This window comes from Paraburkholderia caffeinilytica (genome assembly GCF_046030355.1).
In the GTDB taxonomy this organism is placed as follows: domain Bacteria; phylum Pseudomonadota; class Gammaproteobacteria; order Burkholderiales; family Burkholderiaceae; genus Paraburkholderia; species Paraburkholderia caffeinilytica_B.
Genome location: NZ_JAQQCQ010000014.1, coordinates 63,131 through 77,134, shown reverse-complemented (window position 1 = coordinate 77,134; position 14,004 = coordinate 63,131). Strand labels below are relative to the sequence as shown.

The following is a 14,004-nucleotide window of genomic DNA, read 5'->3' as shown; positions in this document are numbered from 1 at the left end:
CGGTGGCAGACACCGAGGCCATCATGCCTTACGCGGTCTCTGTGCTCGATTCAAGTCCCTATAGGTCGCCGCAGGCAGCCCGCGTGAAGCACGAATGGACGAGCGCACACCTTCGCGCCGACCGCTCGAAGCGCATCGACACATCACCTGCTAGGAGCTTGACAGCAGTTCTTCGTCGGGACGACACCTTAGCAAGCGACGCAATATGAGACCCTGCTTCTGAGCCTTCTAATGCGTATGTCGAGCGCCGACAGGGTGGACGAGCCCTGATGCCCCGGCCTGTGCTCAACCTTGGCTCGCTCAGTCATTGCCTATATTCCGTTCGTACCTGGGTGGGATTTTCGGGCGGAAACCAACTGGGTCCATTTCGAGAAGAGGCTCAAGGCGTTGTGTACGGGTTAGTCCTATTCGCACTTTACCTGCAGAGCTTCGGGGTACGGGGAGAGCGGCTTGAAAGGGACCGCCGGTTCCAGGCGGGCTTGTCCAGCGGAGATGAAAGCAAGTTCGAGCAATGCTGCAGCAATCTCCAAAACTCTTTGCGTCAGTTTGCGTCAGGTTTGGCTTGGTTGCGAAATTGAGACCAGCATTTTGGATGCTGAAACTGCGTTCACATTGAACCGCTTCCCAGTGCATAGGCCTTCACGAGACCTCCCGTTGTAAGTGCACGAGGGCGACGTTCGCATCATTCCACTCTGTTAAGCGGGACCAGCGCAATGGCATCGATAAAATTCGAGCACGTCTACAAGACGTTCGGCGAAACCAACGTCGTATCGGACCTCAACCTGGACGTCGAGGACGGAGAATTTCTCGTTTTCGTCGGACCATCGGGTTGCGGTAAATCAACGACCCTTCGCATGTTGGCCGGACTTGAGGACCTCACGGACGGTCGAATCTCAATTGGGAACAAGGATGTGACCGCCCTGCCTCCCGGTCGGCGCGACATTGCCATGGTATTCCAAAGCTACGCGCTTTACCCGCACATGTCGATTTACAAGAACCTCGCGTTTGGGATGGAGGTGCGCAAGTCAAACCCCAAGGATATCGAGAAGCGCATCCGTGAGGTCGCTTCGATGTTGAAACTCGACAACCTTCTCTCGCGCAGTCCCGCTGAGCTCTCCGGTGGCCAACGGCAGCGTGTTGCGCTCGGCCGCGCGATGATTCGCGAGCCGCGCCTCTTCTTGCTTGATGAGCCACTCTCAAACCTCGATGCGGCATTGCGCACTCACATGCGCAGTGAAATCTCTGACTTGCAGCGCCGTCTCGGCACCACGATGGTTTACGTCACGCACGACCAGGTTGAGGCGATGTCAATGGGTCACCGCATTGCGGTGTTCTCTGGGGGCAGGCTCCTCCAAGTTGATACGCCGGAACGCCTCTACCGACGCCCCGTGGACCGATACGTTGCAACGTTCATCGGTTCTCCGCGGATGAACATCGCGCCCAGCGAAATCAGCCTCGCGTCCGCAGATGCTGACTGTCACGCCCTCGGCGCGAAGTTCCGCCTTCCTCCGGCTCAACGCTCTGAATTCAACGGCTCCATGCCTTCAAAAATCGAGATTGGCATCCGTCCAGACGACATCCATTGGGTCAAGGATGCTCCCGCACGATGCGATGTTCGGACATCCGGTGTCGTCGAGGCAATTGAGACGACCGGGTCGGAGAACTTCGTGCGTGTTGCGATTAACGGGACAGTGGTTGATGCGAGATTCCCCAGCTTCTCGCCTGTGGCACTCGGCGAGCGGGTGGACCTCGTTTTCGACCCTGCTGACCTTCATTACTTCGACGCGAATACCGGTAAGAGCCTCCGGCACTAATGCGGGGTGGAAGCGTAGGTTGATTTCAACATTAGACACTAGGAGTCCAGCAATGCGTTGTTTTGCTCGCAGCAGTAAGAAGTTGGTCGCAGTGGCTTCAGCGATGTTGTCCGCTGGTTCGTTGCTTTGCAACGTTGCCCATGCAGATACCGTACTTAAACTCGCTTACGGGTCCGAGTACGTGATGGTTACCCCGGAGCTCACGAAGAAGTTCTGGGGCGACATCAAGGTTGATTTCGAAAAGTCCCATCCTGGTGTCACGGTTCAGCTCGTTCCGATTCCCGGTGGCTTTGACGACATTGTGACCAAGGTCAGTATGTCCTATGGCAACTCGGGCGCCGCCCCTGATGTCGCGCAATTGCCAGCCCAGGAGATGGCGCAGTGGGCCGCGAGCGGCTATCTCTTGCCGCTCAACCAATACGTCGCAAATGCCCCTTGGTGGAAGGATGTGCCGGACGCGGTCAAGCAGGAATCCACTGCGGGGAAGGATGTCATCGGTGTCAGCCAAGGCGTCAACACGTCGGGATTGCTCTACGACCGTCAAGTCTTTGCGAAGGCCGGCCTTCCAACTGACTGGAAGCCCAAAAACTGGCAAGACGTGTTTGATGCGGCACGCAAGATTAAAAAGAGCGACCCGGGGGTTTGGCCGTTGTGGGCGATTACGGGGCCCGCCGGTGGCACTTCGGCGCTGGTTTTGGGGGCAGCCAACCTTTTGATGGCATCGAGTGACCCGACGATTAAGGACGCGTCTGGCAAGTGGGCCGTGGATACCAAGGGAATTCGCGAAGTCCTGAACTTTTACCGCCAAGCTTCGGCTGAAGGGCTACTCGCACCGTCTTCGCTGATTCTGAACGCAAACTCGCCGGCGCTCGCAACGCCCGAGTTCCCGAAGCACCACATTGGTATTGCCTTGGTAGGCAACTACGTCCCGGCCGCCTGGAGCAAGTCTATGTGTTCACCGTGCTGGCCGGAAGCCGCGAAGTCAGTCGGTTTCGCGCCGCTGCCGACTGTCTCGGGCGGTGGCGTGGGCTATGCCAGCGCGTTTGGCGGTTGGGACGTCTCCATCTACAAGAAGACCGCCCATCCTGACCTCGCGTGGCAACTCGTTCAGTTGATTGTCGGAAACCAACACGCCATCGATGGTGCGAACTGGACTGGCTTTGTTCCGGCGCAGAAGAGCTACTGGACGGACAAGCAGTACACCGAACTTGCGCCGCCGTATCAGGAGCAATTCGGCAAGCTGCTCGCGGTAGCGAAGAGCGTGCCGGCCGACCCGGACTATCCGGTCTGGGCGCACGCGTTCGAAGCTGCGACCGAGGCCCTCGTGCTGAAGCCGAAGATGAGCGTGGATGATGCCGTCCGCATGATGAAGAGCGAACTGTCGAACCAGCTTGGTAACGACAAGTTGATGGCCGCGCGATAGTCGGTGCGGTTCGCTGGCTGCTTCTCGCGGGCGGCCAGCGCAAGTTCTGGAGAGTTTTCAAATGAATCAGACCACGTTTCGTCCAGTGAGCCTTGTATTGCTGGCGCCCGCAGCCATACTTTTGCTTTCGCTGTTAGCGCTTCCCATCCTCTACGCAATCTACCTGGGATTTACCAACCTGCAGCTCATCGGGCCGCACGCTGTCAACTACTGGTTCACCGGACTGCAAAATGTCCAGACGCTTCTGAGTGATGATGTTTTCACGAGCTCGCTCTGGCAAACGGTGGTCTTTGTTGTGGGCTCAGGAGCGTTCGGCTCGACCATCCTGGGGCTTGCGATGGCACTCCTAATACAAAAGGCAAGCGGCGCGCTTGGTAAAGCGGTGTCTGGGCTGGCTATTCTCGCGTGGAACCTCCCACCTATTACGATTGCGGTCATCTGGTACGCAGCTACGACGAGCGGAGGGACATTTCCGCGCCTTTTGGGTGACGTAAATCATGACCTGCTTTACACCTACCCGATGTTGGTTGTCTCTGTTGCAAATGTCTGGTCGCTCGCAGGCCTGTCAATGATTATGTTCTCTGCGGCGCTGCGGAGCATTCCGACTGAGATGGTCGAGGCGGCGATTCTTGAAAACGCGAATGCCGCCCAGCGATTGTTCCGCCTGACGCTGCCGATGCTCAAGCCGACCATCTTGATGTCGGCGCTCCTGATGACTCTTTTGACGTTCGCGAATTTTACGCTCGTCTATTTGATGACCGGCGGCGGCCCCAACAACCAGACCAACATCCTGCCTATCTACTCGTATCTGCAGGGCTTCAAGTTCCATCGGCTGGGTTACAGCGCGCTTCTTGGCAACGTCATTGTGCTGCTCTCTTCAGCACTGGGATTGGCTTTCGTGCTCATCGCCCGTCAATATCGTCCGGGGCAGATTCGAAAGAGCAAGCGGAAGGCCCTTGCCGCCTAACTTAGAGAACAAGCATCATGAAGGAACACAAAATGGAATTGACTGCTCAGAAGATGGCGGGAGACTCCGCGCGTCCCGCGGGGCGCGCCAAGCGCCGCGCCGAGCCGGTGTCTGGCAAACTTTTCGCCAACATCATTTTGTTGCTCATCGGCGCGTACTTCGTTATCCCTGTCTTGTGGCTTGTGGTGGGTGCTGTCGACAAGCACGCCGGTTGGCAGATTCAGATGCCTACGCTGACGCTGGACAATTTCGTGGACGCGTTGGCGCAGGGGAATGCGCAAGCGCTTTGGAATAGCGTAATTGTCTCGACGATAGCATCAGTAGTTTCAACGGGAGCAGGAATCTTGGCTGCGTACTCGTTCTCACGCCATCGCATTCCATGGAAGGGGCCAATTCTGCTGGGCATCCTTTTTCTCTCAGGCGTACCTGTCACGATTCTCATCGTGCCCGTCTACAAAATGTTCGCGAAATACGACATGCTCTCCATGGTGCCGACAGCGGTACTGCTGGGCGTCACCTCGCTCCCGTTCGCCATCTATCTCATCAAGAACACAATCGATGCGATTCCGCGTGACCTTGAAGAAGCGGCATGCATGGAGCAGGCTGGTACCTTTCGCATCCTTCGCTCAGTCATCATTCCGCTGGCCATGCCTGGCATTGCATCTGCAGCCATTTTCAGCTTCGTGAATGCTTGGGGCAACTTTCTCATTCCAATTGTGTTGATTGCGGACCAGTCGAGCCAACCCGCGCCCATTGCGATTTACAGCTTCATTGGCTCCGCAACGATTCGGTATGGACAGATTGCGGCTTTCTCCATTCTGTACTCGATGCCAGTCATCGTTCTCTACTTCGTGATGTCGCGATTTTTCAAGGGTGGCTTTTCTTTGAGCGGCGCCGTACGAGGTTGAGTGACGCAAGGGAACCTTGCGGCCGTCAAGGTTGCGCGAGGTCCTCAGGCAGGGGCTGTGCGGTGGCGGGTTAGAGGGTGTCGGACGCTAACGGGGCACTCAGTGCGTCGGAGTGCGTCGGAAATCAGCCGAGTGCGAAATTGAGTTGCATTTTTTTACCACCAATACTGGTACACGAGAGGCTAGCCTCAATGCGAGGCCACCTTTCACGCTTCAAAATATCGGGAGTGTCGAGTGAAGTTAACAGGCGGGCAGGTCATCGCGAGGGAGTTGCGCGCATACGGAGTGCAATATGTCGCTGGTGTGCCCGGCTACGGAAACAGCGCGGTTCTCGAGGGTCTTAATGTGCAAGGGGCCGGTATTCCCTTCATCAGGGTCGTGAACGAGCAGAGCGCTGTGCACATGGCGGACGGTTACTTCCGCGCATGTGGCACCGCGATGGCCGTTGTTCTTCCTGCCAAAACTGGAATCTTTACCGCCGCAGCGGCCCTTTCCAACTGCTTGTCTGATTCCTGCGGGGTGCTTCTCGTCACGGGAGACTTGGTGAGTGACGACGCGAGCGCAGTCTTGGCTGGTTCCACACTGCCCTGCACGGGCTGGGGCACAGATTCTGTGTCAGGCAGCCTGAAGCATTCGTTGAAGGTGCGCGTTTTCTCCGAATTGCCTCAGACAATGCATCGTGCTTTCAGCAGCGTGTTGGGGGCCACGCCTGGTCCGGTCCATCTCGAAGTCCCTGTAGATATTCAGCAGCACACGGACCATGTGACCTCTGAATCGCCCCAGAACCGACTCGCGCAAGAGAGGTTGCGAGGGGGCCCGGGGCTCATTGAGCAGGCGGCTAGTGTTCTTGCCAGCGCAGAGCGTCCTGTCCTTCTCGCAGGTGGGGGAGTTGTGGCTGCCGATGCTACATCCGAGCTTATCGCATTGGCTGAGGCTCTTTCGGTACCTGTGCTGGTCGCGGGCAACGGTATTGGAGTGATTCCTCACGACCATGACCTGAATGCCGGGTCTGTGGGCTCGATGGGAAGTTCCTGCGGAACTGCGCTCCTGCGCAAGGCCGATGTCGTTGTTGCGGTGGGCAGCCGTCTATCGGACTTATCCAATGCTAAAGGAGACGGGTGCAGCGGACACGAGCTGGCAGGGAAAAAGCTGATTCAAATTGACGTCGAGCGGGACGAAATCGGGAAGCACTGTTCCGTCGAGGTTGGCGTCGTCGCGGATGCGAAAAGCGCGTTAGTCGACCTCAAGTCCGCGCTGAACGGAAAGCCGAAGCGAGCTACAGCCGCCCGTCGACAGGCATTCATTGAACTCATGCGCGAGCTGCGTGAGCAGTGCCGGAGTGCAGTCGCCAGCAAGTCTGGGGCGCACGAAACCTTTATTCGCGCGCCTCGCCCCTTTCTCGAACTTCGTAAAGTGCTGTACCGCGATGCCATTGCGGTTGTCGGGTCGGGCGCCATTGCTGACATTGCGCGGGAGCATTTCCCGGTCTATGTTCCCCGCACCTTCCTTTCTCCGGGAGTATCGGTCGCCGGTGGTTGGGCTGTTCCTGCTGCCATAGGCGCAAAGCTCGCGATGCCTGCGAGGCAAGTCGTATGCGTGGTTGAAGACAGCGATTTTCTCCAATCGATGCAGGAAATGGCGGTCAGCGTCATGCATTGCATTCCTGTGGTTTTCGTAGTCTTCAATCAAAGTGGGCCAGAGTTTGTATCCGGTGCGGTGGGTTCGCTCGGCGTACGGCCGAGCATTGGCGAATTTTCCTTGCCGGATGGACGCCCTTACTCTTTGGCATTTGCGGAAATCGCAAGAAGCTTTGGCCTTGATGCGTGGCGTGTCGAGCATGCTTCGCAGCTGGAGGGGGCATTCCGACGTGCGCTCGATAGCACTGGACCCGCGTTGGTCGAGGTGATGATTGCGCGGAAGGAGACCGACGCGGCTGTTCGACAGGGGGATTTGCAGTTTCACGTCGCGTAACAAGCCTCTGCGCCGTCAGTCCTGTTCGCATAGTCCGAAAGATAGTTTGCTTTCGTCTCCACATTTGAGATGGCGTGCGGGTGTGGGCGTCTATCTTTACCAACTCAATGAACTCGTTCGACTTCCCGCACGCCAATAGTGGTCCTCGACTCATTTTTCACGGTAACTGATTTTGCCAACTCACCGATGAACGAACGCCATTGCAATTAGAGATGCAAGAGTTTTTTCCCGCAATGAACGTGGATGTCGCGCAATCCAAGATAGCGTCACAGTGCGTCATCTTGGAGGTATCTCGCGAAATTGAGTTGGCGTTTTTCTCCACCGATACTGGCTGTGCGCTTCAAAAGTGACGCGCTTTCCCACGAAATACTTTTGGACTCTACATACAGAGTCCCAGCTACGCACGAATTTTATCGTTGAAGAAATCCACTCAATTTCTGAGTTGCATCATAAGGGGCAATCATGTCGTTTTATCTGAAGTCGGCTACCACGCAACCCACTGGCGAAGCTGACACCAAGCAGGTCCGTCGCATTGTCGAAGAAATGATTACCGACATCTCGGCGCGCGGGAACGAAGCGCTGCGTGAATATTCTTCGAAGTTCGACAAGTGGAATCCCACGCAGTTTCGCCTCACGCAAGAGCAAATCGATGCTTGCCTTGCGGAGTTGACCGAGCAAGAAATCACGGATATCAAGTTCGCACAAGAGCAGGTTCGCAACTTTGCGCGCCATCAACTGTCGTCCATGCGTGATATCGAAGTTGAAACGCTGCCGGGAGTAATTCTTGGTCACAAAAATGTCCCCGTCGAGACGGTCGGCTGCTACATCCCGAGCGGCAAGTATCCGCTGGTTGCGTCGGCGCATATGGGAATCGTAACGGCGAAGGTCGCCGGTGTGAGTCACGTTATCGCAACGTCGCCCCCCTTCGAAGGCCGCCCGAGCGCGCCGGTTATCGCTGCAATCCATCTTGCCGGTGCCGATGAGATTTACTGCATCGGCGGCGTGCAAGCCGTGACCGCAATGGCGCTGGGCATCGGCGAGTTTCCGCAAGTGGACGTCATCGTCGGTCCGGGTAACGCCTATGTCGCTGAAGCGAAGCGCCAGTTGTACGGTCAGGTTGGTATCGACCTGGTCGCGGGTCCGACCGAAACCCTGATTATTGCGGATGACTCGGTGGATGCCGAGCTTGTCGCGACCGACCTGCTTGGCCAAGCCGAACACGGCCCGACCTCGCCGGCAGTGCTCATCACTACGTCGAAGGAACTTGGCGAAAAGACGCTCCTGGAAGTTGGGCGCTTGCTGAACCAACTCGATACCGCCGAAATTGCTCGCAAGGCGTGGGAAGGCTACGGCGAAGTCATCATTTGCGAAAACGATGAAGAAGTGATTCGCGAATCGGACCGCGTCGCGTCGGAGCACGTGCAAGTGATGACGCGCGCCCCGGACTTCTTTCTGAACCGTCTGCGCAACTACGGCGCGCTGTTCCTCGGCGCCCGCACGAACGTCGCGTATGGAGACAAGGTCATCGGCACGAACCACACGCTGCCGACGTCACGCGCCGCGCGCTTCACTGGCGGCCTGTGGGTAGGCAAGTTCCTGAAGACCTGCACGTATCAGCGCATCCTCACCGATGAAGCATCCGTGCTCGTGGGCGAGTACTGCTCGCGCCTGTGCATTCTTGAGGGCTTCTCCGGTCATGCGGAGCAGGCTAACATCCGCCTGCGTCGCCTTGGCAACATCGACGTTCCCTACGGCAAGGCTGCTCCCGTCTCGACTGCGACGGCCAAGTAATAGGGAATCGGTGCGCGTTTCGCTGAGACGTAGGCTCAACGCGAACGAGTGAGTTGTGCACCGGTTGCGACGCGACCGGTGCACGCGCTTAGAACACACTCGGGAGCGACGCTCGCAGAGTGAAAAAGCGCGGGTCGGCGGTTGTGGCTCTGAACGTGAATGCCTTCACGAGGCGGCGAATTTAATCTCTGTCTGCTGGAGCTTAACCGTTTCTTCCAGCAGAGCACGATGCAGCTCCGGGGTTGCGGCGGCGATGACACGGCCGTCACTTGATGGCGTCAACGGTTTGCCGTTCCAATCAGTCATAAAGCCTCCGGCTCCGGTCACAATCGGTGCGACGGGAAGGTAGTCGTAAGGTTTTAGACCCGCTTCGATGACAGCATCGATTTTCCCGGCCGCGAGCATGGCGTACGTATAGCAATCGCCGCCGAATCTTCTGAATCGCGCCCGGCGGCTCAGTGAGTCAAACACCTGGAATTCCGTGGCACTGAACATGTCCGGCGAGGTTGCGAACATGTTGCAAGCGCGAAGCTCATCGCAGTTGCTCGTTCTGATTGACTGCCCATTGCGCTCTGTTCCGCGTCCTAACGTGCTGACGTAGCGCTCGCCAAGCGCTGGGACATCGATGATGCCGAAAACGGGACGCGAGTCCTTCAGCAGGGCGATAAGGGTGCCCCAGAGAGGCATGCCACTGATAAAGCTTTTTGTGCCGTCGATAGGGTCAATCACCCAGCAAAGCTCTGCCGATGGATTGACGGAGTCCTGCTCCTCTCCAAGTATGCCGTGCGATGGATAGGCTTGCGCAATCCGGTCACGAATCATTGCTTCAATTTCGATGTCCGCAACCGTGACAGGGCTGGCGTCTGCCTTCTGCGCAATGTCGATTGGCTGCCTGAAATACCGGACGCCAATTTGGCCAGTTTCGTCAAGGGTCGAGCCAGCAAACTGAAGATAGCGTTCGACTAAATCCATAATTTTTTGAGCCTGAGAGCGAGGCGTTGAGAGCCGGAGCGGGAGTAAATCACTGCGGCCGCGACGTTTCAAAGCGTTGCTTAATTGTAGTCTGTCTGGATGCTGCAATCGAGTTCGCGGACGCGCAATTGCGCGCGAGGGTTCGCATCGGCGGATGTCGGATTCGTTCCACTAGTTAATATCAACGCAGGAGAACGTGAATGAGCGAAGAAGGGCGACTCGAGAGTGAAGTCGGCCGACGTGTGCGTGCTGCGTTGACTCTAGCCGTCAATCAGGCGCGCATCGCAGGCGGTGTGGTTTTGGTTGCGAGGGATGGCGAGGTCATTGCCCAGGAGGCAGCCGGCTTTGCAAATAGAGCTCTTGCGATACCGATACACATCGGAACATGCTTCCGACTGGCATCCGTGACGAAACCAGTCGTTAGCCTCGCAACGATGAAGCTCGTAGACCTCGGGGCTCTCAGCCTGCACGAACCAATCAAACGTTGGTTACCATATTTTCGACCATCGCTCACCGATGGACGTGTGCCGGAAATTACTCTGCATCATCTGCTTTCGCACTCATCTGGGCTCAGCTACCGTTTTCAGGAGCCGACTGGGTCGGAATATGAGCAACTGGGCATCTCTGATGGACTCGACTGCTCTGGCCTGAGCCTCGAGGAAAATCTCCGAAGGTTGGCGACAGCGAAGCTTCAATTCGAGCCGGGAACCGCGTGGCGATACTCCCTTGCAACTGATGTCGTTGGTGCAATCATCGAGCGCGCGACGGGATGCGCACTATCGGACGCCATCGACGAGCTGATATCCGGCCCGCTTGGATTGGACTCTCTGGCATTTTATGTGCAATCAGAATCGGCGCTTGCGGTTCCATACGCCGATAGCACGGGACAGTTGATGGTGATGCCCGAGCCGGCAGAGGTTGTGCCGCCTGAAGGTGTAAGCGCAATCCGGTTCTCTCCGCAGCGTGTCCATACGGTTGGAGAATTTCCATCGGGTGGCGCGGGGATGGTAGGGGCCGCGTCGGACATCCTGAAGGTCCTCGAGGTGGTACGAAAGGACGGCGCAGGGTTCATTAAAGCGGAACTATCGCTCCTGATGTCTGCTGCCCACGTCGGAGCAGGCCTGCGAGCGCAATGCGATGGGTGGGGCTTTGGTTATATGGGCGCTGTGCTAACGGACCCTTCCGTGATGAAGACCCCGCAACGTGTCGGAACAGTAGGGTGGGGCGGAGTGTACGGACACAACTGGTTTTTCGACCCCACAAACGGGCTTACGGTCGTGTCGTTGACCAACACAACGTGGGAGGGTGTCGGAGGGCGTTTTCCTCAAGATGTTCGTGACGCTGTCTATGCTGCTATCGGCTGAGGCGATACTCGTCGTCCGGCGTTTGTTGGCAGAAAATCAAGAAGTCCGGAGGATTGTCAATCACCCCGGACTTAGCGCTGGCCATTGCCGTGCCGCCGGCAGATGGTCTTTGTTCGGTCGTGTGGCGACCGCCCCGTTTGAGTAGCCCGCCGCTCGCATCGGACGAGTTAGACTTCGATAGCGACTTTGCGACCCAAAGCATATCGCATGACGAGGAAGTAGACGAGGCCAAGCGCCAGCCACGTCATGCCCATTTGCAACGTTGCCAGTCGCATAGCGGACATAAGGGCTACGATGATGGCCAGACCGATGAGAGGCAGAGCCATGTGCGAGAGGATATCGCGTGAGCCCTTCTTGAACCAGAAGTATCCAATCAGGGATACGTTGACGAGCATGAATGCCGACAGTGCACCGAAGTTCTGGAAGAGTGCGAGCTCGTCGAGATGGTCCTGGAATGCGAGAGAAACGACAAGCGACACCCCAGCCACAAAGAGGTTGGCAACATAGGGTTGCTGACTCTTGGTGCTCACACGTGCGAACACGTGGGGCAGTTGGCGGTCTCGGCCCATGGCATAAATGATTCGCGCAATGGCCAGCTGCGAGACAATCGTACAAGGAATGCCAAACGCGAGAGCGGTGCCGATGGACGTGAGCCCGAACAGCCAGTTACCTCCAGCGTATTGCGAGATGTCATAGAACGCGGTGTCGGGAGAGAGAATATGTGTGCCGGGCGCGAGGTCAGCGGCGACCCAAGTTTGCACAACGAAAAGAACCGCCATAATCCCCAGTGTTGCCATTCCAGCAAAGCCGAGTAGGTGCTTCTGCTGAGGGCGTACTTCCTCACCAAGGGTCGTGATGGCGTCAAAGCCCAGGAAGTTCAGTGAGGCGACGAGGATACCGCTGCCTGCTGCGGCCCAAGTAAAGGTGTGTGGGTTGTAGATAGCACCGAGGGTCAGCCCTCCGTTGCCCTTCCCTGTATAGAGGGCGTAGAGACCCGCACCGAGAACGACGACGAGCACCGCCATCATGATGACGAGGAAGACACGGTTCGTTTTGGCTGTAACCGAGACACCAACGAGGTTGAGAAACGTCCCGATTCCGATGAACCCGAGAATCCATGCCCAACGCGGAACTTCTGGAATGAAGCTATGCATCGCCGCGGCGCTGATGATTGCCAGCAGGCCAGGGCTGATGATGTAGTCCAGGAACAGTAGCCAGCCCGCAAAGAAGCCCGCCGCTTCGCCGATGCCGTGCCGTGCGTACGTGTACGCCGAGCCTGCATTCGGAAACTCCTTACTCAGCACCTGATAACTGCGCGCTGTAAAGCCCATAGCGACCACGCTAAGGATGTAAATCAACGGCACCATGCCATTGCCGACGCTCGCGATGATGCCGTACATGGCAAACGGCGAGATGGGCAACATGTAGACCATGCCGTACGCGATGAGGTCATTAACACTCAGTGCGCGGTTCAGGCTCGTCGAATATTCGGCGTCGGCAGATTGGTTTGTGGACCGCATCGCTTCGTGTGCTACGCGGGTTACGATACTTTCCATGTCCTCAAGACCTCCTCGCAGTGCTTCTCAATGATTTATATGTTTCATCACGCGCGCCAGCAGCAGCGTGGCATAGATATGTGGGCGCCAAACTCGGTGTTATTGGAAATATTCTGAGCATAGGATTAGCCGACTTAGATTTTCTTGCGCAGTAAGTACCGCGTTTCAATGGGTCTTCGTGTGGTGCGACGTTCGCGGTTTGGTAAGGCGGAGGTGGTCGCCTTGAAAGTCGCGTAGCGTATCGGGGAAACCAGAGAAGCGCGTGTTACACGCTGGTCTGTCTGACCCGCCTCGCGCGATTGGGATGCTACATAGTGGACAATTCCATCCCTCATCAAGCATCCAAGCTGGGGGTGCCTTGTCAGGGCAAAATCTGTGTTCGGGGAGCTGGCGCGGCTATGCGTCACAAGTCGAATGCAGTGTACGTTGTCAAAATTGAGGGCCGATAGTTCGCATGCGTACCCGTGATGCAGCAAAGCGACGCACTTGGTGCGTCAGTGTGCGAAGGTCTGGCGTCTGTTTACGGGGTTACCCTGACGAGGGTCCGCCGATATTATCAATTTCGCGGGCCGTTATGCGAATACCTGGTTCTACTAGAAGGGACATTGGGTCGATGAATGGTCGTGTCGTTCCAATGATTTGGGCGTTGCAGCCCTATTTTGCTCATGCATCGGCGCTCGAGCCTTTCGCTCTCAGCTGGTGACTTCGACTCGCGTGCCATCTGGGGCCACTATCACCGCCTCGTAGTAGCCGTCACCGGTGAGCCTGGGTGCCGACAACAGGATTCCATCTGTTCTGCAACGCTCCGCCAGGACGTCGACTGCGTTGACGTCACCAAGAGAAATGGCAATATGGTTCCAGCCGAGGCGCTCATCCGTCGATTTTTCCTCAACCCACGGCGCGCTCATTAGCTCAATCTGAAACTGGTCCAGCGCTAGGCGGACGAAGCAAGATGTAAAGCCGGGGCGGCGTGCGCTTCGATAAAGTGGCCCGACTTCGGCATTGAAATAGCGCTGCCAGAAGTCGGCGGCACCAATGATGTCGCGCGTCCACAAAGCTACGTGCGCTAGTCGCATGTTTTCCTCCGTTTTTTCGACATCTTCAGCTTAGGCACTCGGCGGCTCCGCTTTTAATATTGTGGCATCAGCGGAAACGTAGAGGTAGCGTGACGAGTTGGCGCAAGTCGGCTTCACTTCGCGTCAGCTTTTTTGGCTTGGAGAGCTCGCAGTGCTGCACAT

General features: G+C 57.1%; 10 protein-coding genes. 7 read left to right on the top strand and 3 right to left on the bottom strand.

From position 1 onward, the window contains the following. Positions 1 to 713 precede the first annotated feature (713 nt). The 6 genes from PQQ95_RS21180 to hisD all read left to right on the top strand — a co-directional run bounded on the left by PQQ95_RS21180 (position 714) and on the right by hisD (position 8,874). A complete protein-coding gene (locus PQQ95_RS21180) occupies positions 714 to 1,814 on the top strand; it encodes an ABC transporter ATP-binding protein (protein WP_408440218.1) in 1,101 nt (366 codons plus the stop codon). Between the two features lie 52 nt (positions 1,815 to 1,866). Then, positions 1,867 to 3,237 carry an ABC transporter substrate-binding protein gene (locus tag PQQ95_RS21175; RefSeq protein ID WP_408440215.1) on the top strand — a complete coding sequence of 457 codons (1,371 nt, stop codon included), beginning with the start codon at positions 1,867 to 1,869 and terminating at the stop codon, positions 3,235 to 3,237. Positions 3,238 to 3,298: 61 nt separating this feature from the next. Continuing rightward, positions 3,299 to 4,204, top strand: a complete 906-nt coding sequence (locus tag PQQ95_RS21170; protein WP_408440213.1) for a carbohydrate ABC transporter permease — start codon at positions 3,299 to 3,301, stop codon at positions 4,202 to 4,204. A gap of 17 nt (positions 4,205 to 4,221) precedes the next feature. After that, entirely contained in the window at positions 4,222 to 5,112 is an 891-nt protein-coding gene (locus PQQ95_RS21165; RefSeq protein WP_408440211.1) for a carbohydrate ABC transporter permease, read from the top strand. 234 nt (positions 5,113 to 5,346) lie between these two features. Next, on the top strand, positions 5,347 to 7,083 hold the full coding sequence (locus tag PQQ95_RS21160) for a thiamine pyrophosphate-binding protein (RefSeq protein ID WP_408440208.1): 1,737 nt from the start codon (positions 5,347 to 5,349) through the stop codon (positions 7,081 to 7,083). A 462-nt stretch (positions 7,084 to 7,545) separates the two neighbouring features. Beyond that, a complete protein-coding gene (hisD, locus tag PQQ95_RS21155) occupies positions 7,546 to 8,874 on the top strand; it encodes a histidinol dehydrogenase (RefSeq protein WP_408440205.1) in 1,329 nt (442 codons plus the stop codon). Between the two features lie 165 nt (positions 8,875 to 9,039). Here hisD and hisN read toward each other — a convergent pair whose 3' ends face one another. Beyond that, a complete protein-coding gene (gene hisN / locus PQQ95_RS21150) occupies positions 9,040 to 9,846 on the bottom strand; it encodes a histidinol-phosphatase (protein WP_408440202.1) in 807 nt (268 codons plus the stop codon). A 200-nt stretch (positions 9,847 to 10,046) separates the two neighbouring features. Between hisN and PQQ95_RS21145 the strand changes: the two genes are divergently transcribed. Next, positions 10,047 to 11,210 (top strand): serine hydrolase domain-containing protein, encoded by a 1,164-nt coding sequence (locus PQQ95_RS21145; protein WP_408440199.1) that lies wholly within the window; start codon positions 10,047 to 10,049, stop codon positions 11,208 to 11,210. Between the two features lie 167 nt (positions 11,211 to 11,377). Here PQQ95_RS21145 and PQQ95_RS21140 read toward each other — a convergent pair whose 3' ends face one another. After that, positions 11,378 to 12,766: an APC family permease gene (locus PQQ95_RS21140; protein ID WP_408440196.1), complete on the bottom strand. Its 1,389-nt coding sequence runs from the start codon at positions 12,764 to 12,766 to the stop codon at positions 11,378 to 11,380. A gap of 692 nt (positions 12,767 to 13,458) precedes the next feature. Continuing rightward, entirely contained in the window at positions 13,459 to 13,842 is a 384-nt protein-coding gene (locus tag PQQ95_RS21135; protein WP_408440193.1) for a VOC family protein, read from the bottom strand. Positions 13,843 to 14,004: the final 162 nt, after the last annotated feature.

Excerpts from the sequence above, each read along its gene's own strand:
- PQQ95_RS21180 (WP_408440218.1), top strand. The coding sequence starts at position 714 with ATGGCATCGATAAAATTCGAGCACGTCTACAAGACGTTCGGCGAAACC.
- PQQ95_RS21175 (WP_408440215.1), top strand. The coding sequence starts at position 1,867 with ATGCGTTGTTTTGCTCGCAGCAGTAAGAAGTTGGTCGCAGTGGCTTCA.
- PQQ95_RS21170 (WP_408440213.1), top strand. The coding sequence starts at position 3,299 with ATGAATCAGACCACGTTTCGTCCAGTGAGCCTTGTATTGCTGGCGCCC.
- PQQ95_RS21165 (WP_408440211.1), top strand. The coding sequence starts at position 4,222 with ATGAAGGAACACAAAATGGAATTGACTGCTCAGAAGATGGCGGGAGAC.
- hisD (WP_408440205.1), top strand. The coding sequence starts at position 7,546 with ATGTCGTTTTATCTGAAGTCGGCTACCACGCAACCCACTGGCGAAGCT.
- hisN (WP_408440202.1), bottom strand. The coding sequence starts at position 9,846 with ATGGATTTAGTCGAACGCTATCTTCAGTTTGCTGGCTCGACCCTTGAC.
- PQQ95_RS21145 (WP_408440199.1), top strand. The coding sequence starts at position 10,047 with ATGAGCGAAGAAGGGCGACTCGAGAGTGAAGTCGGCCGACGTGTGCGT.
- PQQ95_RS21140 (WP_408440196.1), bottom strand. The coding sequence starts at position 12,766 with ATGGAAAGTATCGTAACCCGCGTAGCACACGAAGCGATGCGGTCCACA.
- PQQ95_RS21135 (WP_408440193.1), bottom strand. The coding sequence starts at position 13,842 with ATGCGACTAGCGCACGTAGCTTTGTGGACGCGCGACATCATTGGTGCC.